The organism is Nocardioides sp. NPDC057767, from assembly GCF_042798275.1.
In the GTDB taxonomy this organism is placed as follows: domain Bacteria; phylum Actinomycetota; class Actinomycetes; order Propionibacteriales; family Nocardioidaceae; genus Nocardioides.
Map to the genome: position 1 here is coordinate 18,029 of NZ_JBHVKJ010000036.1, position 25,148 is coordinate 43,176.

Annotated in this window: 21 protein-coding genes; 3 read left to right on the forward strand and 18 right to left on the reverse strand. The window is 70.5% G+C overall.

Annotated features, from left to right (window positions below; all coding sequences use genetic code 11):
• Positions 1-281: 281 nt before the first annotated feature.
• From ACFVDI_RS18675 to mraZ, 18 genes are all read right to left on the reverse strand, one after another.
• Positions 282-1,049, reverse strand: a complete 768-nt coding sequence (locus ACFVDI_RS18675; protein ID WP_040757109.1) for a DivIVA domain-containing protein — start codon at positions 1,047-1,049, stop codon at positions 282-284.
• 153 nt (positions 1,050-1,202) lie between these two features.
• Positions 1,203-1,688 carry a cell division protein SepF gene (locus ACFVDI_RS18680; RefSeq protein WP_328531538.1) on the reverse strand — a complete coding sequence of 162 codons (486 nt, stop codon included), beginning with the start codon at positions 1,686-1,688 and terminating at the stop codon, positions 1,203-1,205.
• Positions 1,689-1,724: 36 nt separating this feature from the next.
• Positions 1,725-2,426 carry a YggS family pyridoxal phosphate-dependent enzyme gene (locus ACFVDI_RS18685; protein ID WP_378907906.1) on the reverse strand — a complete coding sequence of 234 codons (702 nt, stop codon included), beginning with the start codon at positions 2,424-2,426 and terminating at the stop codon, positions 1,725-1,727.
• Positions 2,426-3,136, reverse strand: coding sequence for a peptidoglycan editing factor PgeF (gene pgeF, locus ACFVDI_RS18690; protein WP_378907909.1), 711 nt, complete (start codon positions 3,134-3,136; stop codon positions 2,426-2,428). The genes ACFVDI_RS18685 and pgeF overlap by 1 nt, the downstream gene beginning before the upstream one ends.
• Positions 3,137-3,161: 25 nt before the next feature.
• On the reverse strand, positions 3,162-4,409 hold the full coding sequence (gene ftsZ / locus ACFVDI_RS18695) for a cell division protein FtsZ (protein ID WP_378907911.1): 1,248 nt from the start codon (positions 4,407-4,409) through the stop codon (positions 3,162-3,164).
• A gap of 225 nt (positions 4,410-4,634) precedes the next feature.
• The gene (locus tag ACFVDI_RS18700; RefSeq protein WP_378907914.1) at positions 4,635-5,570 is read right to left on the reverse strand and encodes a cell division protein FtsQ/DivIB; all 936 of its coding nucleotides are present in this window, start codon (positions 5,568-5,570) and stop codon (positions 4,635-4,637) included.
• 17 nt (positions 5,571-5,587) lie between these two features.
• Positions 5,588-7,006 (reverse strand): UDP-N-acetylmuramate--L-alanine ligase, encoded by a 1,419-nt coding sequence (murC, locus tag ACFVDI_RS18705; protein ID WP_378907918.1) that lies wholly within the window; start codon positions 7,004-7,006, stop codon positions 5,588-5,590.
• Positions 7,003-8,079 (reverse strand): undecaprenyldiphospho-muramoylpentapeptide beta-N-acetylglucosaminyltransferase, encoded by a 1,077-nt coding sequence (gene murG / locus ACFVDI_RS18710; RefSeq protein WP_378907922.1) that lies wholly within the window; start codon positions 8,077-8,079, stop codon positions 7,003-7,005. Before murG ends, murC begins: the two co-directional genes overlap by 4 nt.
• A gap of 13 nt (positions 8,080-8,092) precedes the next feature.
• On the reverse strand, positions 8,093-9,385 hold the full coding sequence (ftsW, locus tag ACFVDI_RS18715; protein ID WP_378907924.1) for a putative lipid II flippase FtsW: 1,293 nt from the start codon (positions 9,383-9,385) through the stop codon (positions 8,093-8,095).
• 108 nt (positions 9,386-9,493) lie between these two features.
• Positions 9,494-10,957: a UDP-N-acetylmuramoyl-L-alanine--D-glutamate ligase gene (murD, locus tag ACFVDI_RS18720; protein ID WP_378907927.1), complete on the reverse strand. Its 1,464-nt coding sequence runs from the start codon at positions 10,955-10,957 to the stop codon at positions 9,494-9,496.
• Positions 10,957-12,075 (reverse strand): phospho-N-acetylmuramoyl-pentapeptide-transferase, encoded by a 1,119-nt coding sequence (gene mraY, locus ACFVDI_RS18725; RefSeq protein ID WP_378907932.1) that lies wholly within the window; start codon positions 12,073-12,075, stop codon positions 10,957-10,959. The genes murD and mraY overlap by 1 nt, the downstream gene beginning before the upstream one ends.
• A gap of 138 nt (positions 12,076-12,213) precedes the next feature.
• On the reverse strand, positions 12,214-13,713 hold the full coding sequence (locus ACFVDI_RS18730; RefSeq protein ID WP_378908028.1) for a UDP-N-acetylmuramoyl-L-alanyl-D-glutamate--2,6-diaminopimelate ligase: 1,500 nt from the start codon (positions 13,711-13,713) through the stop codon (positions 12,214-12,216).
• Between the two features lie 126 nt (positions 13,714-13,839).
• Positions 13,840-15,555 carry an MFS transporter gene (locus tag ACFVDI_RS18735; RefSeq protein ID WP_378907935.1) on the reverse strand — a complete coding sequence of 572 codons (1,716 nt, stop codon included), beginning with the start codon at positions 15,553-15,555 and terminating at the stop codon, positions 13,840-13,842.
• A gap of 55 nt (positions 15,556-15,610) precedes the next feature.
• Positions 15,611-16,042: a MarR family transcriptional regulator gene (locus ACFVDI_RS18740; RefSeq protein WP_378907938.1), complete on the reverse strand. Its 432-nt coding sequence runs from the start codon at positions 16,040-16,042 to the stop codon at positions 15,611-15,613.
• A gap of 164 nt (positions 16,043-16,206) precedes the next feature.
• Positions 16,207-18,030 (reverse strand): peptidoglycan D,D-transpeptidase FtsI family protein, encoded by a 1,824-nt coding sequence (locus ACFVDI_RS18745; RefSeq protein ID WP_378907941.1) that lies wholly within the window; start codon positions 18,028-18,030, stop codon positions 16,207-16,209.
• A gap of 12 nt (positions 18,031-18,042) precedes the next feature.
• Complete coding sequence (locus ACFVDI_RS18750) at positions 18,043-18,636, reverse strand: hypothetical protein (RefSeq protein WP_378907944.1); 594 nt, start codon at positions 18,634-18,636, stop codon at positions 18,043-18,045.
• Positions 18,633-19,631: a 16S rRNA (cytosine(1402)-N(4))-methyltransferase RsmH gene (gene rsmH, locus ACFVDI_RS18755; RefSeq protein ID WP_378907947.1), complete on the reverse strand. Its 999-nt coding sequence runs from the start codon at positions 19,629-19,631 to the stop codon at positions 18,633-18,635. Before rsmH ends, ACFVDI_RS18750 begins: the two co-directional genes overlap by 4 nt.
• A 235-nt stretch (positions 19,632-19,866) precedes the next feature.
• On the reverse strand, positions 19,867-20,289 hold the full coding sequence (gene mraZ / locus ACFVDI_RS18760) for a division/cell wall cluster transcriptional repressor MraZ (RefSeq protein WP_008363047.1): 423 nt from the start codon (positions 20,287-20,289) through the stop codon (positions 19,867-19,869).
• Between the two features lie 302 nt (positions 20,290-20,591).
• Here mraZ and ACFVDI_RS18765 point away from each other — a divergent pair, with 302 nt between their 5' ends.
• The 3 genes from ACFVDI_RS18765 to ACFVDI_RS18775 are packed head-to-tail and all read left to right on the forward strand — an operon-like array spanning position 20,592 to position 25,147.
• Complete coding sequence (locus ACFVDI_RS18765) at positions 20,592-21,545, forward strand: AAA family ATPase (protein ID WP_378907950.1); 954 nt, start codon at positions 20,592-20,594, stop codon at positions 21,543-21,545.
• 21 nt (positions 21,546-21,566) lie between these two features.
• Entirely contained in the window at positions 21,567-22,859 is a 1,293-nt protein-coding gene (locus tag ACFVDI_RS18770) for a DUF58 domain-containing protein (protein ID WP_378907953.1), read from the forward strand.
• Positions 22,856-25,147: a transglutaminaseTgpA domain-containing protein gene (locus ACFVDI_RS18775; RefSeq protein ID WP_378907956.1), complete on the forward strand. Its 2,292-nt coding sequence runs from the start codon at positions 22,856-22,858 to the stop codon at positions 25,145-25,147. Before ACFVDI_RS18770 ends, ACFVDI_RS18775 begins: the two co-directional genes overlap by 4 nt.
• Position 25,148: the final 1 nt, after the last annotated feature.

Genomic DNA, 25,148 nt, shown 5'->3' on the forward strand with positions numbered 1-25,148 from the left:
TACGGACATGGAGTCCCCTTTCTCCTGCCATCACTTCGCGCCGCCGAGTCGGTGCGGAGTGCGTGCCCGGAATGTAGCCCGGGATCGGGCTCCACTCAACTAACACACCGAAACTGCACCCATATTGGTCCGCAGCGCGGAAAAACCGCGGAATCCTCTTACAGGACCCACCTCACCTGCTACAACGCGTTTCTGCGACGTACCCGCCAGAGGGCGCGGACATGCACATCGGCCGGCCCCGCGTCGCGGGACCGGCCGATGGAAGCCTGACTACGAGGGACTCAGCCCTCGTCCTCCCCCAGGATGGAGCGCAGGCGCTTGGGCGCCGGGCCCGACTCGTTGACGGCGGCCGCCATGACGGGCGCCTGAGACTCAGCCGAGTTGTTCAGTGCGTCGAGCTGCTGCGTGAAGTAGCTCTTCAGGCGCGAACGGTACTCGCGCTCGAAGTTGCGCAGCGTGTCGACCTCGGTGGTCAGGTTGTCCTTCTCACGCTCGAGCTCACCGAAGAGCTGCTGACGACGCTCGGCGGTCTCGCTGTCGAGCATCTGCGCGCGGGTGCGCGCGTCGGCCTCCATGCGGTCGGCCTTCGCCTTCGACTCCGCCTCGAGGCGCTCGGCCTTGGTGCGGGCCTCCCCGACGATCTTGTCGGCGTCGTTCTTGGCCGTGTCGATGAGCGCGTCGTGGTTGCGCGTGGCCAGCTCGAGCAGTCGCGCCGCGGCGTTGGAGGCCTCCGGAACGGTCTCGACCCGGATCGTCTCGATGCCGCCGGTCTGCGGTGCCTCCTGGTACATCGGCATCTGGTGCGAGACCGGCTCGGGGGCCGGCATCGGCTCAGGCGCAGGCGGCTCGGGAGCCATCGGGAAGGACGGACCCCCGCCCGACTGCGCAGATGCCAACTTCCCGCGAAGGTCGTCGTTCTCCCGGGTGAGACGTGCCAGTTCGGCCTCGACCTCGTCGAGGAACTGGTCCACCTCGCCCATGTCGTAGCCCTCGCGGAGCCGGACGGGAGTAAAGCGCTTGTTGCTCACGTCCTCTGGCGTCAGCGGCATGACCTCACCCATTCATTACTCGGTTGACTCAGACGTACGGACTGCACCGCCGGGGGGCGGCATCAGGTTAATGCTGTCGAAACTCTAGCGCCTGTCCGTAGACATGCCAGATGCGGACCGCATCCAGGCACCCACAGGCAGGTGTCGAAGGCCTCAGCTCTGGTTGAAGAAGCCGCCCTCAACGATCCTCTGCTTGGCCTCAGCCGTGACCGAAACGTTCGCAGGTGAGATAAGAAACACCTTGTTGGTGACCCTCTCGATGTTCCCATAGGTAGCAAAGATCAAGCCGGCCGCAAAGTCGACAAGCCGTTTTGCGTCGGCATCGTTCATCTCGGTCAGGTTCATGATCACCGGCGTGCCGTCGCGGTAGTTCTCGCCGACCTGACGCGCTTCGTTGTAGGACGTGGGGGTCAGCGTGATGATCTTCGAAAGCTCTGTCACTGCCGGCACCACCGTTGCTCGTCGCCGCTCGGAAAGGTCAGCCACCGGGGCCGGACGAGACTGCTTCGACCGCACCGGCGCCTTGACGGCCTCGTGGGAGCGGGTCTCGTCGTCATCACCCTCGTAGACGTCGTCGTCGTACCCGGTGTCCTCGAGCAAACCGAGGTATTCACCGAACCTGCGCATCGCGCCGCTCATGCTGCCACCTTCCCCAGAGTATTGCTTCCCGAGACATTACTTGACAGTTGGCCTCTCTCCGAGGACCGCAGACCCGACACGTACGTGTGTCGCGCCATGGGCAATTGCCTGCTCCAGGTCGCCGCTCATCCCCGCCGACAGCACCGTCGCGTCGGGATACTCGACCAGGAAGTCCTCTCGGATCCGGGCCAGCCGGACGAAGGCCGGCTCCGGATCCTCGCCCAGCGGAGCGACCGCCATCAGGCCCCGCAGGCGGAGCCCGTCGGTCGCCTCGACCTCGGCCGCGAGGTCGCGTACGTCATCGGGATCCGCCCCGGCACGCCCCTCGCGCCCGGGCGGGTCGAGGGAGACCTGCAGGAGCACATCGAGGATCTGGCCGCGCTCGCCCGCGCCGCGGCTGAGCCGGGGCAGCAGCGAGGAGCGGTCGACGGACTCGACCACGTCGGCGTAGCCGGCCACGGCGGCCGCCTTGTTGGACTGGAGCCCACCGATGTAGTGCCAGCGCAGGCCGAGGTCGGCGCACTCGGCTGCCTTGGCCGCCGCCTCCTGGTGGCGGTTCTCGCCGACGTCGGTGATGCCGAGTCCGGCCAGGATGCGTACGTCGGAGGCAGGGAAGAACTTGGTGACCACGACCAGGTGGACGTCCTCGGCGGGGCGCCCGGCGGCCTTGGCCGCCCGGGCGATCCGCTCGCGGGTCTCGGCGAGCCCCGCCGCGATCTCATCGGCGCGATCTACCATCAGGCACCTCGCAGCCGGATCAGCGCACCGAGCGACATGCCGGCACCGTCGCGGCGGTAGGAGTAGAGGTCCTCGGACTCGCGGGTGCAGCGGCTGGCGTCGACCGCCTCGACATCCTCGCGGGCCAGCTGGGCGAGCACTCCGGCGCCGACGTCGAGGCTCGGGGTGCCCCAGCTCGTGGTGGCGCGCGTGGCCGGCTCGGCCGCAGCGATCTCCTCCTGCATCTCGGCAGGCACCTCGTAACACTTGCCGCACACGTGCGGTCCGACCCAGGCCTTGATCCGGGTCGCACCGAGAGCGCGCATCCGGGCGATCGTCGCGGGCACGACCCCGACCGCCATCCCCTTGCGTCCGGCGTGGGCCGCGCCGATGACGCCGGCGGCCTCGTCGGCGAACAGCACGGGTACGCAGTCGGCGGTCCGGACCAGCAGCACCAGGTCACGCTCCGTGGTGACGATGCCGTCCGCCTCCGGGCGCGCGCCGCACTCCGCGTCGACGACCGCGTTGCCGTGGACCTGGTAGAGGTCGGCGTAGGGCGCGCCGCCGGCGAAGTCGGCCAGCAGCAGCCGGTGGTTCTCAGCCTTGGCCTCCGCAGAGTCCGAGCCGTTGACCGCGAGATTGAGCTCGGCGTACGGAGCACGGCTGACCCCGCCGTACCTGTCGGTGAACGCGAGGTCGACGAGGCCTGCGGAGGCTCGGAACGAATACAAGAAAAAGCCTTACTTCACACTGTGCTTACTTGAGGAAATCGGGAACGTCGAGCTCATCATCGCTGAACTGCACGCTCGGAGCGGGCTTCTTGGCGACCGGAGCGGGCTCGGCCGGCGGGGTCGCCGGCGGAGGCGTCGCCGGAGCAGCCGGCGCGGGCTTGGTGGCGGGCTTGGCCGGAGCGGCCGGGGTCTCCTCGGCCTCCTCGGCGCGCCGGGTGGCCACCGCGGTGGCCACCGCAGCGGTCTCGCCGTTGTCGGCAGCCTGGGAGCTGGTCGACCGACCCTGCACGCTGCCGAGCGCCGAGGTGCCCTCGCGGCGCTTGGGCATTCCGCCGTCGAAGCCGGCCGCGATCACGGTGACCCGGACCTCGTCGCCGAGCGCGTCGTCGATGGTCGCACCGAAGATGATGTTGGCCTCCTGGTGGACCGCGTCGGCGACCAGCGCCGCGGCCTCGTTGATCTCGAAGAGACCGAGGTCGGAGCCGCCTGCGATCGAGAGCAGCACGCCGTGCGCACCGTCGATGGAGGCCTCCAGCAGCGGCGAGGAGACGGCCATCTCGGCGGCCTCGACGCTGCGGTTCTCACCACGCGCGGATCCGATGCCCATCAGCGCCGAGCCGGCGTTGGACATGACCGACTTCACGTCGGCGAAGTCGAGGTTGATCAGGCCGGGGGTGGTGATCAGGTCGGTGATGCCGGAGACGCCCTGCAGCAGCACCTGGTCGGCCTGGCGGAACGCGTCCATCACCGAGACGTTGCGGTCCGAGATCGACAGCAGCCGGTCGTTGGGGATGACGATGAGGGTGTCGACCTCCTCGCGGAGCTTGCTGATCCCCTCCTCCGCGGAGTTGGCGCGACGACGTCCCTCGAAGGCGAACGGGCGGGTCACCACACCGATGGTCAGCGCACCGAGGCTGCGGGCGATGCGGGCCACCACCGGGGCGCCACCCGTGCCGGTGCCGCCACCCTCGCCGGCGGTCACGAAGACCATGTCGGCGCCCTTGATGACCTCTTCGATCTCGTCGGCGTGGTCCTCGGCGGCGCTCTCCCCCACGCTGGGGTTGGCGCCGGCACCGAGACCGCGGGTCAGCTCACGGCCGATGTCGAGCTTGACGTCGGCGTCGCTCATCAGCAGCGCCTGGGCGTCGGTGTTGATGGCGATGAACTCGACCCCCTTGAGGCCGACCTCGATCATCCGGTTGACAGCGTTGACGCCGCCGCCACCGATGCCGACGACCTTGATGATCGCCAGATAGTTCTGTGCAGCTCCCACGGTGGTCGCCCCTTCGATCGCTGGTTGGTCCTTACGGCGGGCTTCTCAACCCTTACCCTCAGCCTGAGGGTTATAGTTATGTCAACCTCACCGTTCTCAGAACAGTAGGCAGACGTACGTGCTCCAACCGGCGCGACACGCGGGTGCGGATCAGTTGTGCCGATCTCGTGGCTTCCGGTACCGGCAATGTGGCAGAGCCGTCCGGTGGAGACCCGGCGGTCCGGATCAGCCGACGCTCTTGCTGGTGACCGGCTGGCCGGGCACGGAGACGTCGTAGCGCGCCACGTCGGGCTCCGCCTTCATCAGCGCGACCAGCACGTCGGCCTTGGTGTCGGACTGGGCGCTGCTCCCCCACACCACGCGCTTGTCGTTGCGCAGCTCCAGCGAGATCGAGTCGACAGTGGTCACCTCGACGTAGTCGACGCTCTTGGCCACGTCGGCGGGGAGCGCCGAGGCCACTGCGGCGGCCTCGCGAAGCGCATCGGAGTTGGTGCCGGTCACGGTGTTCACCTTCGGCAGGCCGCGCGGCGCCTTCTCGTAGTCCCAGAAGACGGCTCCGGTCTCGTCCAGGGCCCGCAGCCGACCGCCGATCGAGACGACCGCCACCGGCGTACGTTCGGTGACGTCGACGCGGATCTTGTCGGGCCACTCCCGGGAGACGTTGACCGAGCGCACCATGGGGAGCCCGTTGAGCACCCGCACCTGCACGGCCTCCAGGTCGGCGGTGGCCAACGGCTCCCCGACGGGTGCCGCGGCGAACTCGGCGACCGCCTCGGCGCTGGTCATCTTCATCGTGCCGTGCACCGAGGTGCCCTTGACCTGCAGCCAGGTGGAGAAGTAGACGGCCCAGATCCCGCCGAGCAGGAGGGCGATCACCAGGGTGCCGACGATCAGGTAGCGCCACGCGAGCCAGCGCCGGCGCCACTGCCGGCGGGCGAAGGCCCGGCGACTCTTGAGGGTCGCCGCATCGACCGCCGGCCGCTCCTCCTCGGAGTCCGCGTCCAGGTCCGGCCCTTCAGCCGATCCGGTGCTCTCCTCGGTGCTCGACCCGGCCGTGGCCTCCTCCGAGCTGAGGTCGATCTCACGCTCCCCGGACGCCGACCGGGCGATCTCCAGGGCCTCGGCGATCTCGGTCTCCGTCTCCGACCCCTTGTCCCCCATGCTCGCCTCCCCCAGCGTTACTGCTCAGCCTTGCGTAGCCTGGCAAGCACCATCGGGCCCACCTCCGTCACGGTACCTGCTCCGAGAGTCAGAACCAGGTCACCCGGACGCGCGCGGCGGGCCAGCTCGGCAGCGGCTTCCTCGAGCCCGGCGACGCTGACGACCCGGTCGGGCGGCAGCGGGACCGCGTCGGCGACCAGCTTGCCGGTCACCTCGGGGTCGTAGTCCTCGCGGGCCAGGTAGACGTCGAGGACGACGACCTCGTCGGCCGCGCCCAGCACACGGCCCATCTCCTCGCCGAAGATCCGGGTGCGGGAGACCATGTGCGGCTGGAAGGCGACGACCAGCCGCCCCTCCCCGGCCACCGACCGGCCGGAGACCAGGTCGCCGGCGATCTCCGAGGGGTGGTGGGCGTAGGAGTCGTAGACGCGTACGCCTGCGGCCTCTCCCTTGCGCTCCATCCGTCGCCGGGTGCCGGTGAAGGACTCCAGGCCCGCCTTGAGCAGGTCGAAGGAGTGGCCGAGGCGCAGGCCCACGGTGAGCGCGGCGAGCGCGTCGGCGACGTAGTGGCGCCCGGGGATCTGCAGCGTGATCCGGCCCAGCTCGTCGAGCCCGTCGACGACGGTGAACGAGGAGGTGGTGCCCTCCAGGACGATGTCGACGGCGCGTACGTCGGCCAGCTCCGACTCACCGACGCCGATGAAGCGGCGGCCCAGGGAGTGGGCGACGTGGCGCAGGTCGGCGGCGCCGGGGTCGTCGATGACCGCGACCAGGAAGCCGTCGGGCGCCAGCCGCCCCACGAACTGGGCGAAGCCCTCGCGGTAGGCCTCCTCGGTGCCCCACTGGTCGAGGTGGTCGGCCTCGACGTTGGTGACGACCGCGGCGTAGGGCTTGTAGACCAGGAAGGCGCCGTCGGACTCGTCGGCCTCGGCGACGAACAGGTCGCTGGAGCCCTCGGCGGCGTTGGTGCCCGAGGCGGCGAGCTCGCCACCGACCGTGTAGGTCGGCGCAGCGCCCGCGGCCTGCAGCGCGACGGTCAGCAGCGAGGTGGTGGTGGTCTTGCCGTGGGTGCCGGCGACGGCGAGGACGCGGCGGCCCTCCATCACCGAGGCCAGACCGGCCGAGCGCGGGTAGATCCGCAGGCCCTTCTCGACGGCCGCGACGTACTCGGGGTTGTCCTCGCGGATCGCCGTGGAGACGATCAGCGTGTCGACGTTCTCCACCTGGGAGGCGTCATGACCGACGAAGACGGTCGCGCCCTCCTCACGCAGCGCCGCGACCATCGATGAGTCGGCGCCGTCGCTGCCGGAGACCTGGATCCCGCGGGCCAGCATCACCCGGGCGATCGCGGACAGGCCCGCACCGCCGATGCCGATGAAGTGGACCCGGCCCAGCTGTTCGGCGGGAAGGATCTGCTCGGGGACAGGCACTCTCATGACTTACCTCCTGCGACGACCTCGAAGATCATCCGCGCCAGCCGCTCGTCGGCGTCGCGCGGGACCAGGTCGCTGGCGGCCTTCGACATCGCCTCGAGCCGGGCGCGGTCGGTGACGATCGGGGGTACGTGGCTGGCGACCCACGCCGCGTTCATCTCGGCGTCGGGGACCAGCACCGCGCCACCGGCCTCGACGACCGCCCGCGCGTTGAGCGACTGCTCGCCGTTGCCGATCGGGAGAGGTACGTAGACGGCCGGGACACCCACCGCGCTCGCCTCGATCACCGAGTTGGCGCCGGAGCGGCAGATCATCAGGTCGGCGGCGGCCAGCGCGAGATCCATCCGGTCGACGTAGTTGAGCACGTGGTAGCCGGGGCCGGGCGAGGCCAGCTCGTTCTTCGGGCCGATCACGTGGAGCACCTGGATCCCGTTGCTGGCCAGGGCGCGGTAGGCGCCAGAGACGGACTCGTTGATGGTGCGAGCACCCTGGGAGCCGCCGGTGACCACGATCGTGGGCCGGTGCTGGTCGAGGCCGAAGAAGGAGCGAGCCTCGGCGCGCAGCGCCGAGCGGTCGAGCGTGGAGATCATCCGGCGGATCGGGAGCCCGATGTATTCGGCCTTGGGCAGCTTGGTGTCGGGGAAGCTCACCGCGACCCGGTCGGCGACCCGGGCGCCCGCCTTGTTGGCGAGCCCGGGCATCGCGTTGCCCTCGTGCACGACGATCGGGATATGACGCCGCTTCGCGGCGAGGTAGGCCGGCATCGAGACGTAGCCGCCGTAGCCGACCACGACGTCGGGGCGGACCCGGTCGAGCACCTCGTAGGTCGCGTCGACCGCGCCCTTGAGGTTGGCGGGCACCTTCAGCAGGTCGCTGCTGAGCTGGCGCGGCATCGGGACCGGAGGGATCAGCTCGAGCGGGTAGCCCGCGGCGGGAACCACCTGGTTCTCCAGGCCGCGAGGCGTGCCGAGGCAGGTCACCTCCACGCTGGGGTCGAGCCGGCGCAGGGCGTCAGCCGTGGCGAGCAGGGGGGATGTGTGTCCGGCGGTGCCACCGCCGGCGAGGAGGGCCTTCATGATGCGTCCGAACTTAGCGGTTGCGTTGGGCGGACCGGAAAGCGGCTGCCTGGCGTGCCCGATCCTTTGCCAAGGCTTTACGCTGCTTCAGCGCCGCCGCTGCCGCCGGTTCACGACGGGCGAAGCCGATCACCACACCGAGCGCCACCATCGACGGGATCAGCGCCGAGCCGCCGTAGGAGACCAGCGGCAGCGGGATCCCGATGACCGGCAGCAGCGCGAGCACCATGCCGACGTTGATGATCATCTGGCCCAGCAGCCAGACCAGCACGCCGAAGCTGAAGTAGCGCACGAACGGCCGGTCGGTCTGGCGCGCCACCTTGATCAGCGCGAAGGCGAGGGTCAGGAAGAGGCCGACGACCAGCAGGGTGCCGACCAGGCCGAGCTCCTCGCCCAGCACCGCGAAGATGTAGTCGGTGTGGGCCTCGGGCAGGTCGCCCCACTTCTGCTGGGAGGCTCCGATCCCCTGGCCCAGGACGCCGCCCGAGCTGAGCGCGTAGAGACCGTGGGAGGGCTGCCACCCCTGTCCGTGGTAGTCCTTGAACGGGTCCGCGAAGCTGGTCAGCCGGGCGAGCCGCTCGGTGTCGGTGCTGATCAGGAACAGCACCGAGACCCCGATGATCGAGATCGCGATCCCGAAGAGCTTGCCGGGCGCACCGACCACCCACAGCATCCCGAGCACGATCGCGAAGAAGACCAGCGCGGTGCCGAGGTCCTTGCCTGCCAGCACCAGCCCCGTGGCCACGGCGATGCCGGGCAGGACCGGCATCAGCACCTCGTGGAGACTGTCGAGCCGGCGGTCCTTGAGCGCGTAGACATGGGCGGACCACAGCACGATCGCCAGCTTGGCGATCTCGGACGGCTGGATCTTGACCGGGCCGGCACCGATCCAGTTCTGCTGGCCGTTGACGTCGTGGCCCAGGAAGATCGTCAGGAAGAGCAGCACGCAGGCCACGACGTAGCCCGGCCACGCCAGCCTGCGCAGGTGCTTGGGCCGGATCCTGGAGGCGATGAACGCGCACGGGATGCCGATGATCACCCAGAGCACCTGCCGGCCGACGATGGCGTAGGAGTTGCCCAGGTACTGGTAGGCCCACACGCTCGAGGCGCTCAGCACCATGATCAGACCGATGGTCAGCAGCAGCGAGGTGCTGGTCAGCAGCAGGTAGTAGGCGGCCAGGGGCCGGTTCAGGGCCACCCGCAACGCGTGGAACCAGGCATTGAGATAGCCGAGGACCGACTTCGGGTACGCCTTGGCCTGCTCGGCCGAGCCGACACCGGTCTGGTCGGGGCTGGTGGTCGTCACAGTCCTACCTCCCCGTTCCTGGCCCAGTACGTCCGTTACATTCTGGCCGCCGTCGCGGCGTTCCCCGCGCATCTCCCCCGCGTGTCGGCTCCCCGCCGGCGAGCCGGGTCAGACGGTGCGGCGTACGGCGTCGGCGAACGCGTCGCCGCGGGCCTTGTAGTCGCGGAACTGGTCCTGGCTGGCACAGCCGGGGGCCAGGAGCACGGTGTCACCGGGCTTCGCCAGCGCGGCGGCGATCTCGACGGCCTCCGCGAGAGCGGCCTCGCCGTCGGGGTCGTCGAGCTCGACGATCTCCAGGTCACCGGCGTGGGCGGCGAGCGCCGAGGCGATCACGTCGCGGTCCTGGCCGATCAGGATGACGGCGCGAAGCCGGTCATGGATGGAGGCGACCAGATCCTCGAAGCGGGCGCCCTTGGCCAGCCCGCCGGCGATCCAGACCACCGGGTCGTAGGCCTGCAGCGAGGCCTGGGCGGCGTGCGGGTTGGTGGCCTTGGAGTCGTCGACCCAGGTGACGCCGCCGACCTCGGCGACGACCTCGATGCGGTGTCCGTCGGGACGGAACGACGTCAGCCCGTCGCGTACGGCTGCCTGGGAGACCCCGTGGGCACGCGCGAGTGCGGCCGCGGCCAGCGCGTTCTGGACGTAGTGGGGCGCGGAGGAGGCAAGGTCGGAGATCTGGCACAGCTCCGCGGCGGAGGTCTGGCGCTCCTCGATGAAGGCCCGGTCGACCAGGATGTCCTCGACGACCCCCACCTGGCCGACGGCCGGGGTGCCGAGGGTGAAGCCGATCGCTCGGGCACCCTCGACGACGTCGGCCTCCTCGACCAGGTGCATGGTGGCCTCGTCGGCGACGTTGTAGACGCAGGCCCGCTCGACGCCCTCGTAGATGCGGCCCTTGTCGGCGGCGTACTCCTCCATCGAGGGGTACCAGTCGAGGTGGTCCTCGGCGATGTTGAGCACGACGGCCGCCTCGGCAGCCATCGACGAGGTGTAGTGGAGCTGGAAGGAGGAGAGCTCGACGGCGAAGACGTCGTAGCGCTCGGGGTCCATCACGGCCTCGACGATCGGCAGGCCGACGTTGCCGACGGCCACGGACCGAAGCCCGGCCGTACGCAGGATGTTGTCGAGCATCTGCACGGTCGTGGTCTTGCCGTTGGTGCCGGTGACCGCCAGCCAGGGCGCGGCGTTGTCGGGGTCGCGCAGCCGCCAGGCCAGCTCGACCTCGCCCCAGATGGGGATCCCGCGCTCGCGCGCCTGCGCCAGCAGCGGGGCCGTCGGCCGCCAGCCGGGCGAGGTGACCACGACGTCGACGTCGTCGGGCAGCACGTGGGTGGCGCCCTCACCGAGGCGTACGTCTGCGCCCAGGATGCCGAGGAGCTTGGCCTTCTCCTGACGCTCCTCGTCGCCCGGGGACTCGTCCAGGGCGATCACCGAGGCACCCAGGTGGGTCAGGTTGTCGGCGGCGGCGAAACCGGAGACACCGAAGCCGGCCACGACCGCCTTCACGCCCTCCCAGGAGTCGTTGCGGCCGAGCTCGTCGAGCTTCTCAGCCATGTTGTCGGGCTCAGTCATCAGATGGTCGCCACCCATTCGGCGTAGAAGATTCCCAGGCCTGCGGCCACGAACAAGCCGGTGATGATCCAGAACCGGATCACCACGGTGACCTGTTCCCAGCCGAGCAGCTCGAAGTGGTGATGGATCGGTGTCATCCGGAAGATCCGCTTCGGAGTTCCCGTCAGGCGGCGGGAGAGCTTGAACCAGCCCACCTGCAGCATCACCGCGGAGGTCTCCATGACGAACAGACCGCCGAGGATGATCAGCAGGAACTCGGTGTGCGACAGGATCGCGAAGCCCGCGAGCACGGAGCCGAGCGCGAGCGAGCCGGTGTCGCCCATGAAGATCTTCGCGGGGCTGGCGTTCCACCACAGGAAGCCGATGCAGGCGCCGCTGATCGCGGCGCCGAGGATCGCCATGTCGAGGGGGTCGCGGACCTCGTAGCAGGTGCCGATCTCCACGCTGGGACGGCCGCACCGCTGGTTGTTCTGCCAGATCGAGATGATCGTGTAGGCGGCGAAGACGATCGCCGAGGACGCGGCCAGCAGGCCGTCCAGCCCGTCGGTGAGGTTGGTGGCGTTCGAGGTGCCGGTGACCATCACCCAGAAGATCGCCAGCAGCAGCGCACCGCCGAGCCAGAAGAGCAGGCCGTCGCCACCGAGGAAGTGGGGACCGAAGTCACGGATGAAGGAGAGCTGGTCGGCGGCCGGCGTGATGCCGTCCTCGTTCGCCATCGCCGGATGGATCGCCACCACGCCGAAGCCCACCGCGACCAGCGTCTGCCCGACCATCTTGGACCACGCGCGCAGACCGAGGTTGCGCTGCATGAAGACCTTGATGAAGTCGTCGACGAAGCCGACCGCGGCCATGCCCACCAGGAGGAAGAGCAGCAGGTAGGCCGTCGCGCTCGGGGCGTCGCCGGTCAGCAGCTTGGCCGCGATGAAGCCCACGAGGACCGAGATCACGATCGCGACGCCACCCATGGTCGGGGTGCCGCGCTTGGTGCGGTGAGTCGTCGGCCCGTCCTCGCGGATCTCCTGGCCGTAGCCCAACTTCGTGAACTGTACGATCGCAAATCGGGTGCCGAGCAGCGAGAACAGAAGCGCAATCGCTCCGCTCAGCAAGATCGCTCTCATGTCAGCCGGGTGCCTTCCTTGCCATGCCGTTCCTGGTCCTTGCCCCCGGGCCGGTGTGCATAGCGAAGACACCGGCCTCGGGCATTCTTCCCTACGGGTTCGCCGGCTCTGCGGCACCCCGCCGAATCAGCGCATCGATCAGTGTTGCGCCAACGCCTCGCGGACGACCTCGCGGTCGTCGAACGGGTGGGTGACACCGTTGATCTCCTGGCCCGTCTCATGGCCCTTACCTGCGACGACGACGATATCGCCGGGCTGGGCGAGGCTGATCGCCCGCTCGATCGCGGCCCGCCGGTCGCCGATCTCCTCGACGCTCGCGGATCCGCCGGCGGCGCCCGCCAGCACCTGTCGCCGGATGCTCGCCGGGTCCTCGGTGCGGGGGTTGTCGTCGGTGACGATCACGTGGTCGGCCAGGCGCGCGCTGATCTCGCCCATGATCGGCCGCTTGCCGGTGTCGCGGTCTCCCCCGGCCCCGATCACCACGATCAACCGGGACTCGGTGAGCGGGCGGAGCGTGCCGAGCGCGGCCTCGACCGCGTCCGGCTTGTGCGCGTAGTCGACCACCACGGTGAACGCCTGGCCCTCGTCGATCCGCTCGAGCCGCCCCGGGACGCCGGAGCCCTTGGCCAGAGCGGCGGCGACGCTGCGTACGACGTCTGCCGAAGCGGAGCCCGAGGCATCGTGCGCCGCCTGGTACGCGTGGTGGATGCTCGCCAGGGCCGCGAGGGTGTTGCTGACGTTGTAGTCGCCGGCCAGCGGGCTGGCGGCCGGGAAGGACAGGCCGTCGGGGCCGTGGACGGTGAAGCTGGAGCCGTCGGGGCGCAGCTCGATGTCGGTGGCACGCCAGTCGGCGGTGTCGTCGTGCAGGGCGTAGGTCAGGATCGGGATGGCCGCCTCGGCCGCGAGCCGGCGGCCGTGCTCGTCGTCGACGTTGACGATGCCGAGCTTCGCCCGCTCGGGAGTGAACAGGTCGGCCTTCGCCGCGTAGTAGTCCTCGACCGTCTCGTGGAAGTCGAGGTGGTCGCGACCCAGGTTGAGGAAGACGGCGACGTCGAAGACGACCCCGTCGACACGTCCCATCACCAGAGCGTGGGAGGAGACCTCCATCGCGCAGGCCTCGGTGCCCTCCTCCACCATCCGGGCGAAGAGCCCGTGCAGGTCGGGCGCCTCGGGCGTGGTGAGCGGCGTCTTCACGTCACGCCCGCCGATCCGGGTGCCGACCGTGCCGATGACGCCGGCACGGTGGCCGGCGTCGAGCAGCGCGCTCTCGGCGAGCCGGGTCGTCGTCGTCTTGCCCTGGGTTCCGGTCACGCCGATCAACCGCAGCCGGCCCGAGGGGTTGCCGTAGACGCGGGCGGAGAGGGCACCGAGCACCTTGCGCGGCTGCTCCACGAGCAGCACGGGCACCTCGCCGAGACCCTGGGCCTCCAGCGCGGCAGCGCCCGCGGCGTCGGTCAGCACCGCCACCGCTCCGGCCTCGATCGCACCGGCGGCGTAGCCGGCGCCGTGCGCCCGGCTGCCGGGGAGCGCGGCGTAGAGGTCACCCGGCAGCACTCGTTGGGAGCTCAGCGTGACCCCGGTGACACGGGCCTCGCCGCGTACGTCCAGGCCGAACTCGCCGGCCAGCTCGGCCAGCATCACCGGCTCGGTCACTCGTGGGCGGGTCGGGCTCTGGGGATCCGCCGTCTCGTACGCACTGCTCACCTGCGAAGGTTATCCGCCCGGCGGGACGAGGTCCCGCCGGGCCGGCCTCAGGCGTGGCGCTCAGGCGTGGCGCAGCTGGGCCAGTGCCGCGGCGCTGAGCTCGTGCGGTTCCTCGCCGGGGACGACGAGCACGACGGGTACGCCGGCGTCGCGCACCACGGCAGTGGTGATCGAACCGTCGGCGAGCTGGGCGGCACGACCCCGCGGCGACGAACCGAGCGCGATCGTGCGGGCCCCGGCCTCGGTGGCGTACCTGGCCAGCACCGTCCCGGCGCTGGCGTGGTCGCCGACGCTGTGCAGCACCAGGCCGGTCGCGGTGACACCGCGGGCGGCGAGGCGGTCGAGATGAGCGCGCACGGTCGCGGCGGCCGTCTCGGGCTCCTCGGCGTCGATCGCGAGCTCCTCGACGACCTCGGTCTCGCGGACGTGGACCACCTCCAGCGGGGCTCCCTCACCCGCAGCCAGCTCGGCGGCCCGGTCGACGACCGCGTCGGCGTCGAGGGTCGCCCCGACGGCGACCAGCACCGGTCGGCCCTCGCCGCGGACGGGTCCGACGGGCTCCAGCGTGGGCGCGACCGGCTCGGCGGTCTCGGCCGACTCGGCGGCCGTGATCAGCCTGTGTCCGCTGGCCAGGACCGGGATCGCGATCAGGAACGCGGCGGCACCGACGTAGAAGGCCACCGACTGGTCGGTCGCCTCGGCGATCCTGCCCGCGGCGAACGGCGCGAGGCCACCGCCGATGAAGCGTACGAACCCGTAGGCGGAGGAGGCGATCGGCCGCTCCACCGGCGAGACCAGCATGACCGCCTGGGTGGTCAGGGTGTTGTTGAGGCCGACGAAGATGCCGGACAGGATCACGGCCACGATCACCACGGTCGGCGAGGAGACGCCCAGGCCGATGACGGCGAGCAGGACGCCGAGTCCGAGCAGGTTGACGTAGAGGGTCGGCGCGGTGCCGAAGCGGCGCTGCGCCCACGGCGCGCCCCACACGGCGAAGACGGCGACCAGGATGCCCCAGGCGAAGAAGACCCAGCCGAGCTGCAGCGGGTCGTGCAGCCCCATCGGGTAGGGCGCGTAGCCGAGCAGCGTGAAGAAGCCCCAGTTGTAGAGCAGCGCCATGATGCCCATCGTCAGCAGCCCGCGGTGGCGCAGGGCGGCGAGCGGCGCGAGCAGCGAGACCTTCTTCTCCGGCTTGGGCGTCGGCGGCAGGAAGACCAGCGTCGCGACCAGGGCGATCGCCATCAGCGCGGAGACGCCGAAGAACGGGCCGCGCCAGGAGATGCCACCGAGCACCCCTCCGAGGAGGGGGCCGACCGCGATGCCGAGCCCGAGCGCGGTCTCGTAGAGGATGATCGCGCCCGCGAATCCCCCGGTCGCCGAGCCGACGATGACCGCCAGGCTGGTGGAGATGAACAGCGCGTTGCCCAGGCCCCAGCCGGCCCGGAAGCCGACGATGCCGTCCACGCCGTCGACGGTGCCGGCCAGCCCGGCGAACACCACGATCAGGACCAGACCGAGGATCAGCGTCCACTTCGCGCCGATCCGGCTGGAGACCCAGCCGACCCCGAGCATCGCCACGGCGGTCACCACCAGATAGCTGGTGAACAGCAGCGACACCTGAGCGGGCGTCGCCTTCAGCTCCTCGGCGAGCACCGGCAGGATCGGGTCGACGAGCCCGATCCCCATGAACGACACCACGCACGCGAACGCGACCGCCCACACGGCGCGAGGTTGCTTGAACGGGCTTGCGGCAGCTGCCCCTTGGTGGGAGCTCATCCTTCTTGCCTCTTCTCAGACGTTGTTTCGTACGCGTCGCCGGCAGGCCGGCGCGTCAGGAATCGAGCACGGCGTCGACGAGCCGGTCGAGCGCGGGCAGTGCGGCCGCGATGGCCGTCCGGTCGGAGGCGTCGAGGCGCTCCAGTGCCGCCTCGAGCACCTCGGCCCGCTGCGTACGCCTGGCGGCGGTGACCTCACGACCACGGTCGGTGGTCTCGACGAGCACTCCCCGGCGGTCGGCCACGTCGGCCGTACGCCGCACCAGCCCGTCCTGCTCGAGCCTGTTGACGAGCTGGGTCATGGCCGGCTGGGACACACCCTCGGCCCGGGCGAGGTCGGTGATCCGCTGGCCGCCGAGCCGGCCGAGCCGCGCGAGCACCGCGGCGCCGGTCGTGGAGACCTCGCCGGCCGTCGACACCTCGCGCACGAGCCGCACGAGGCGCTCGATGATGGGTGCCAGGTCCCGGCCGGTCACTGCTGCGCTCACCCTAAAAACATAACTCGATTATGTATTGGATGCCAATCGACGTTCTCGATCCGCATCGAGAGATGGCGCGGCGTGCTTGACGGGCACGTCGTGGGGTTGACGGGTGTTGCAGTGCTCGTCAACCCCAGGGACACCCTGACGACCGGGTATCCCTGGGACCGGCTTCACCAGCCAGTGGGCATCTTCGACGGCGCGGTGCCGGTCGGCGGGACGCCGTAGCGACGCAGGACGAAGGACGTGATCTGCGAGAAGACCGGACCGGCTACGGAGCCACCACCGCCGCCGTTGCCGGGGTTGTGGATCGCGACGTAGACCGTGAAACGCGGGTCGTCGGTGGGGGCGAAGCCGCCGAAGGAGACGGTGTTGGTGCCGTCGTAGCACTTGCACTCGGAGTTGACCCGCTGCGCGGTGCCGGTCTTGCCGGAGACGCGGTAGCCGGGGACGGCGGCCTGCTTGGCGGTGCCGTTGACCGGGTCGTTGATGACGCGCTCCATCATCTCCGCGGTCTGGGAGGCGGCCTCCTGGGACACCACCCGGTTGCGCTGGGCGGTGTCGGTGCCGACCTCGACGCCGGAGTTGTTGGTCGCGTTCCCGACGATCAGGCTGGGGTCGATGTGTACGCCGCCGTTGGCGATGGTGTTGAGCGCCGCGGTCATCTGCACGGCGTTGACCGAGATGGACTGACCGAAGTCGATGCGGTCCTCGTTGGCGTCGTTCCAGGCCTCCGGCGAGGCCAGCAGGCCCGCCGACTCGGTGTCCAGGCCCAGCCCGGTGCGCCGGCCCAGACCGAACGCCGACAGGTACTCGCGCAGCTGGCCGTCGGCGTACTTGTCCGCGGCCATCACGGTGCCGATGTTGGAGGACTTCGCGATCACACCGGCGAGGGTGAGCTTCTCGACGCCGTGGGGATACCAGTCGCGGATCGGGGCGCCACCCGACATGTAGGACTCCGGCACCCGGATCCGGGTCGAGGGCGAGACGAGACCCTGGTCGAGCAGGCCGGCGACGGTGAGCACCTTCTGGACCGAGCCCGGCTCGTAGACGTTGGAGAGGGCATTGCTCCCCCGCAGCACCTTCGGCGAGGCGGCCGGGTCACGGGCGTCGAAGGTCGGGTAGTCGACCAGGCTGAGGATCTCGCCGGTCTGGGTGTCCATGACCACGGCCATCCCGGACTCGGCGCGCGAGTTCTGCACGGCGTCCATCAGCGTCTGCTGCACGTAGTACTGCAGGTCGCGGTCGATGGTGAGGGTCAGGTCGTTGCCGTCGACGGGGTCGACGCGGTTGTTGGTCCCGAGTGGCATCCGGGTGCCGCTGACCGGGCTGGTCGCGTCGTACTCGGCGTGGCCGTCCTTGCCGGCCAGGTGCTTGTCGAAAGCGGCCTCGAGCCCCGCGAGCGGACCGTCGTTGCCCATGAAGCCGACCAGGTTCGCCGCGACGTCGCCGTTGGGGTAGTTGCGCAGCGGGTCGCGGCTGGTCCACAGGCCCTGGTAGCCCTCCTTGGACGCCTTCTCCACCGCGGCGGTGGCCTGGGTCGCGGGCACCTGCCGCTTGATGTACTGGAACCGGCTGCCGTCCTTGCGCAGCTTGGCGAGCGCCGATGCGTAGTCGACGCCGAGCTCCTTGGCCAGGAACGCGGCGATCGCCGGGGCGTCCTTCTTGGTCTGCTTCGGGTCGGCCAGCACCATCAGCCCGTCGGAGGAGTCGGCCAGCGCCTCGCCGTCACGGTCGAGGATCTCGCCACGCTCGGCCGGCAGCACGACGTCGACGACGTTCTCGGCGGCCGCCATCGCGGCGTACGAGTGCGGGTCGATGCCCTGCAGCTGCACCAGCCGGCCACCGAAGACCGAGAGCACCATCGCCACCAGGATGAAGCCGACGCGGAGCCGGATGTGCACCGGCCCGCGTCGCCGCGTCGCCGCGGATGCGGGCCGCGGGGCAGGCCGTCGCGCCGGCCGGCGAACCTTCCGCTGGACCTGTCGCCTGGCCATCGTTCCCCTCCCCTACCGGGCCTCGCCCGACGACGTACGCTGCTCCTCGGTCGCCTGCTTCTCCGCCGCCTCCTGGGCGCGCTTCTTCTCGGCGAGCTCGGCCGCCTTCTTCTTCGCGGCGGCCGCCTCGGCCGCCTTCTGCTCGGCGACCAGCACGCTGTAGGGCTTGGCGACCTTCGGGTGCAGCGGTGGCGTCGCGGACCGGTCGGCCGGGGCTGCCTCGCCCTCGATCTCCGCCTCGGGGACCCGCAGCATGGCCGCGTTCTGCGGGACGACCATGCCCAGGTCCTTCGCCTCGGCGGCGATCTTGTGCGGGTCCTCCATCTTCTTCAGCTCTCCGTCGAGCGCCTGCTCACGGGCGGCCAGCGTGGTCGCCTGCTCCTGGAGGCGCTGCTCCTGGAAGGCCGACTGCTGCATGGAGGTGTTGAAGACGAGCAGACCCACGACCCCACCGACGAGCAGCATCGAGACGAGCACGACGAACGGCAGCCGCGGGGCCATCGGCGCCGGCAGCGGCGCCGGAACGGCGGCGAGTCGTGGCTGGGTCGTCTCGGCCGCCCGGTCCGGGCGGCGCGCAGGCGCCTGTGGCGCGGCGGCGATGCTCATCTGGTTGCTCCAGGGGTTGACTTGGGAAGGTTGGTTCGGGGCTTGGTGCGCTCCACCGCGCGCAGCCTCACCGAGGCGGCGCGCGGGTTCTCCTCGATCTCCGCCTCGGTCGCCTGCTCGGCACCACGGGTGAGCAGGCGGAAGGACGGCTCCGCGTCGGGCGGCACGAACGGCAGGTCGGGAGGTACGTCCAGCTTCGTCGCCTCGGTGAAGGCCCGCTTGGTGAGCCGGTCCTCCAGCGAGTGGTAGGACTCGACCACCACGCGGCCTCCGACGCCGACGGCCTCGAGCGAGGCCGGCAGTGCCGTACGCAGCGCACCGAGCTCGTCGTTGACCTCCATCCGCAGGGCCTGGAAGGTGCGCTTGGCCGGATGTCCGCCGGTGCGACGAGCCGGTGCCGGGATCTCCGCGTAGAGGAGCTCCACGAGCGGGCCCGAGGTCGTGAACGGCTGCTTCTCCCGACGTCTGACCACGGCGTGGGCGATCTTCTTGGCGAACTTCTCCTCGCCGTAGTCCCGCAGGATCCGGGTCAGGTCCGCCGCCGAGTAGGTGTTGAGCACGTCGGCCGCGGTCTGGCCACGGGTGGCGTCCATCCGCATGTCGAGCGGAGCGTCCTCGGCGTAGGCGAACCCACGCTCGCGCTGGTCGAGCTGCATCGAGGAGACACCGAGGTCGAAGAGCACCGCCTGGACCTCGTCCAGACCCTGCCCCGCGACCACGTCGAGGATCTCGTCGTAGACCGCATGGACTCCTGTCCACCGGTCGCCGAAGCGCGCCAGCCGCTCCCCCGCGATGCCGAGGGCATAGGTGTCGCGATCGATGCCGATCACGCGGGACCCGGGGATCCGCTCGAGGACCGCCTCGGTGTGACCACCGTGGCCGGTCGTGCAGTCGACCAGGACGCCGCCGTCGGCGAGCGCGGGTGCGAGCAGGTCGACGATGCGGTCGAGCATCACCGGCACGTGCTTCTGGTTCGTCACCGCCTCGACCCCCATCGCACGGCTTCGTCTGGTGTGTGTTCTCGCCCGCCTCTTCGGCAGAGCCACGGGCTGACAACGCCACGAATCCGCAGAGCCAGGTCTCATGCCCGCTCCGTCACCACCAAGTGCCGTCCGGAACCGGGGAAGGTGCCCCGGATGGCTGGAGGAGTGGAGCGGGACTGAGACCTCGTCCTGCGGATCCGCTGTTGACTTGTCTTGTTGCTTGTCGCTTTGTCGATCTGTCCCTTTATCAGTCCGTCGACTCGTCGAGGTCTGCGAACTTGGCCTGTGCACCCGCGGAGTACTCCGCCCACTTGGCCGGGTCCCAGATCTCGATCCGGTCCATCACACCGATCACGACGACGTCCTTGACGATCCCGGCGTAGTCGCGCAGGAGCGGCGGGATGCCGATCCGGCCCTGCTTGTCCGGTGTCGTCTGCTCGGCCCCCGCAAAGAGGACACGGGCGTAGTCGCGTGCGTCCCGGGAGGTGAGCGGCGTCTGCTGGGCCCGCTGCGCCTCCTGCATGAAGACGTCCTCGGGCCACACCACGAGGCAGTTCTCCTGACCTTGCGTCACGACAACCCCCTCCGCCAGTCGATCTCGGAACTTTGCGGGAAGGAAGATCCGGCCCTTCTCGTCGAGCTTCGGCGTGTACGTGCCCATGAAGAACATGTGCTCGCCCCCGCGGTCAGCTCAACGTGGATCATTCCTCCACTTTGCCCCACCGTACCCCACAATCCCCCACATTCAAACCACCTTCCTCCCCCACGAGGTGTTTTCGCACCACACGCCGCTCCCCGCAGCTCGGTGCGGCCAGGCCGTCGACCGCCGGCCGGTCGTCCCCCAGGCAGGTCACAGTCGGGTCAATGGCGCAGACGCCCGTAGGCGCTACCCCGTACGGTGTTCCCATAAGCAGGTGTGAGTCGGAAGGACGCGACGTGACGACGCCGTTGGAGGCCCCAGGATCGGGCCCAGTGCATGGGGCAGAGATCGAGACATTGGTGCGGGTCGCGGGCCGCATTCGCGACAGCATCGAGAAGGTGATCGAAGGAAAGACCGACGTCGTCGACTCCACGCTCACCGTGCTCCTCGCCGAGGGGCACCTCCTGATCGAGGACGTACCGGGAGTCGGCAAGACCCAGCTCGCGAAGGCGCTGGCACGCTCGATCGACTGCTCGGTGCGCCGCATCCAGTTCACGCCCGACCTGCTCCCGAGCGACGTCACCGGGGTGTCGATCTTCAACCAGAACACCCGGGAGTTCGAGTTCCGCCCGGGTGGCATCTTCGCCAACATCGTGGTCGGCGACGAGATCAACCGTGCCTCTCCCAAGACCCAGTCGGCGCTGCTGGAGTGCATGGAGGAGCACCAGGTCACCGTCGACAACGTGACCTATCAGCTGGAGTCGCCGTTCATGGTGATCGCGACCCAGAACCCGATCGAGATGGAGGGGACGTACGCCCTCCCCGAGGCGCAGCGCGACCGGTTCATGGCGCGGGTCTCGATCGGCTATCCCCCGGTCGGCTCCGAGATCGCGATGCTGGCCAGCCACAGCGCGGCCAACCCGCTCGACGACCTCGACCCGGTGACCGACGCCGCGGAGATCCGCAAGCTCGTCGGCGTCGTCAACCAGATCTACGTCGCCGACGCGGTGCGCCGCTACACCGTCGCCCTGACCGCGGCGACCCGCGCCAACAACGAGCTCGCCCTCGGCGCCTCGCCGCGGGCCAGCCTGCACCTGCTGCGGGCCGCGAAGGCTCATGCCGCTCTGCACGGACGCGAGTTCGTCCTGCCCGATGACGTACGCAGGCTGACCGGCCCGGTCCTTGCCCACCGTCTCCTCCCCAGCGCCTCCGCGGCGATGCACGGCCGGTCGGTCACCGACATCCTCGAGACCGTCGTGTCCGCCGTGCCGGTGCCGCAGTCCTGACCCACGAGGGAGCCACCCGATATGCGTGAGGCGCTGTCCGGACTGACCGTCCGGGGCCGGGCGTTCCTGGCCGCCGGGATCACCGCGATCATCTGCGGGATCCTGCTGGACCAGTCGACGCTGTCCCGGATCGGGATGCTGCTGGTGGCGCTGCCGCTGGTCACCGCGGTGGTCGCCGCCTGGGGCCGTTACCGGCTCGCCCTCGTGCGCCACATCGAGCCGCACCTGACCGAGGCCGGACAGCCCGCCAAGGTCGAGCTGACCATCGCCAACGAGGGCCGGATCCCCACCGGCACGCTGCTGCTGGAGGAGACGGTGCCCTACGCGCTGGGTGGACGCCCGCGCTTCGTGGTCGACCGGATCGGCTTCGGCTGGCGTCACAAGCTCGGCTACCAGATCCGCTCGGAGATCCGCGGCCGCTTCGACATCGGCCCGATGCGGGTGACCGTGGCGGACCCGTTCGGCCTGGTGGAGCTCAACCGCGCCTTCCACTCCACCCTTCCGTTCACGGTCACGCCGCGGGTGCTCCCGCTGCCGTCCACGCCGCTGACCGGCAACGCCACCGCATCCGGCGACTCCCGGCCGCGGGCCTTCCTCGGCGGCAGCGCGGAGGACGTCACGGTGCGGGAGTACCGCCGCGGCGACGAGCTGCGGCGGGTGCACTGGCGCAGCTCGGCACGTCTCGGCGAGCTGATGGTGCGCCGTGAGGAGCAGCCCTGGCAGGCGCGAGCCACCGTCTTCCTCGACAACCGGCGCTCGGCCCACCGGGGCCAGGGCGCCGGCTCCTCCTTCGAGCAGGCCGTCGTCGTCGCCGCCTCGGTCGCGGTGCACCTGGTCGAGGCCGGCTACTCCGTACGCCTGGTGACCTCCGGCGGCGCCGCCCCCGGAGCCGGCGCAGCCGGCGAGATGAACGCCGGCTGGCACGACCGCGAAGGCCAGGCCGACGCGGCCGCGCTGCTGGAGGCGCTCGCCGTGGTCGAGACCGTCCAGCACCATCACATCGACGCCTCCTGGATCGGCGAGGCCGGGCAGGGCGGCGTCACGGTCGCGATCCTCGGCTCCCTCGACGAGGAGGATGCCGGTGTCCTTCGCCGGGTGCGCCACCACACCGGGGCCGCCCTCGCCTTCTCGCTCGCCGTGGACGGCTGGAGCGCGGTGCACCTGGCGCCCGAGCAGCAGCGGCCCAGCGGCGTACCCCTGCTCATCCAGCACGGCTGGAAGGCGGTCGAGCTCGGCATCGGCGACTCGGTGGCGACGCGCTGGCGCGAGCTCGGCACCCGGGGCGCGGCCGCAGGAGCGGGGGCCGCGCGATGATGACCTCCTCCGACGTACGCGGCGTCGTGCCCGCCATGGCGGTGCCGGTGACGTGCTTCGTGACCGTCCTGTTCGCCCTGTCCTCGTGGGGCTCGTTCACCAGCACGCCGTTCTCCTACCTCGGCCCGATCCTGGTCGCCGGCCTGCTCGTGGTCGGCACCGGCATCTCCGCGCGGCTGCTGCGCGTGCACGGCTCGGTCGTGGTGCTGCTGCAGCTGCTCCTCGGCACGATCGCGACCAGCCTGCTGGTCGTCCAGCACCCCTTCCCCGTCACCGCCGGCGGGCGGGCGCGGGTCTCGGCCGCGATGACCGAGGCCTACGCCGCCTTCAACCCCTTCGACCTGCCGATGTCCGCACCGGAGGTGGCGGCCTACCTCGTCCCGGGCGGTGTCGCGGCCGTGTTCCTGGCAGACGTCCTCGCGGTCTCCCTGCGGCGGCCGCCGATGATGGGCCTGGTCGTGCTGGGCGTGTTCACGGTGCCGTTCAGCATCATCGGCGCCGGCGGCTGGGGTGGGGTCTCCTGGGTCGTCTTCGTGCTCACCGCGACCGCGTTCCTGGTGATGCTGCGCTTCGACCGCGCCCAGCAGCTCGGTCGATGGGGGCGGCGTCTCGACGAGGATCTCCCCGTCGTGCCCGCCGCCGGGCCGGCCGTCATCGGCGTCTCGGCGGTCGCGATCGCCCTTCTCGCCCCGGCCTGGATGCCGAGCCCGAACATCACCCTCCCCGGTCTGGGGCCGGGCGACGGCAGCGGTCAGCTGCGGGTGATCAACCCGACCGTCGGGCTCTACGGCGACCTGCGCAGGCAGTCCGACGAGGTGATGGTCACCGCCACCCCGGTCTTCGACGAGCCCACGTCGCCGCCCTCCTACCTGCGGATCCTGACGCTGACGAAGTTCACCGGCACCGAGTGGACCCCCGGCGACCGCGACGTCCCCTCCGACCAGACCGGCATCGCCGGTTTCGAGCCGCCCATGTCCGACGAGACGTTGCTGGGCGAGCCCACGACCTACCAGCTGCGGGCCAGCGACAAGTTCGAGTCGACCTGGCTCCCGGTCTTCACCCATCCCCTCGAGATCACCGCCAGGGGTCCGTGGCGCTACGACGAGGACACCCTCGACTTCATGTCCACCGAGGGCCGCGACCACACCGTCGCCGGCGAGAGCTGGCGGATGACCGCCGCTCCGGTCGAGCCGTCCCAGCAGCGTCTGCTGGCGGCGGGCGAGCCCGGAATCGGGGCGCCGCCGGGGATGACCGACCTGCCGCTGCTCCCCGACGAGATCGAGGAGATCGCCCTGGAGCGGACCGCAGGTCAGGACCGGCCCTTCGCCAAGGCCGTCGCCCTGCAGAACTGGTTCCGCCACAGCGGCGAGTTCGTCTACAGCCTGGAGCGCGACGTCGGCACCGACAGTGCGGCGCTGCTGGAGTTCCTGACGACCAACAAGGTCGGCTACTGCCAGCAGTACGCGACGGCAATGGCCGTGCTCGCCCGCGAGATCGGCATCCCGGCCCGGGTCTCGGTCGGCTTCCTGAACGGGGACCAGGACGAGGACGGCGTCTGGCAGTTCCGTGGCCGCGATCTGCACGCCTGGCCCGAGCTGTGGTTCGAGGACATCGGCTGGGTCCGCTTCGAGCCCACACCGGCAGCCGCCGACACCCGAGAGCCCGGCTACACGACCGGGGCGCTGGGCAATGCCCGCAACGAGCCGGAGGCGCCCGCACCCAGCGCCGGCACCAGCGTGGCACCGGTGCCCAACCGGCCGCAGCGCGAAGAGCCCGACCTTCCGGAGGTCGCCGACACCGGCGCCGAGGAGTCCAACACCGGCGCCGTCTGGACAGGACTCGGCATCGTCGCGCTCGTCGGAGTGGTCGCGCTCGCGGCACCGGCGGTCGTCCGGCGCCGGCGGCGGACCACGCGGCTCGCGGGCGATGCGGAGGCCGGCTGGACCGAGCTCGGCGACACCGCGATCGACCTGGGCCTGCCCTGGACCGGGACCCGCTCACCGCGGGAGGAGGCCACCGGCCTGGCTCCTCACCTGCAGAGCCGCGAGCCGATGCTCGCGCTGCAGCGCATCGTGGCCGCCGTCGAGCGCAACCGCTATGCGGAGCATCGCGACAACTCGGCGGTCGGCGAGGACGTACGCCTGGTCTCGGCCGCGCTCAGGGAACAGGCCGACCGGCGGGCCCGGAGACGGGCACGGCTGTGGCCGGCATCGGTCTTCAGGCGCCCGGCGACGCCAGCCACCGACGGACCGGCCGCGCGGTCCGAGCGGGAGCTGATCTCGTCCTGAC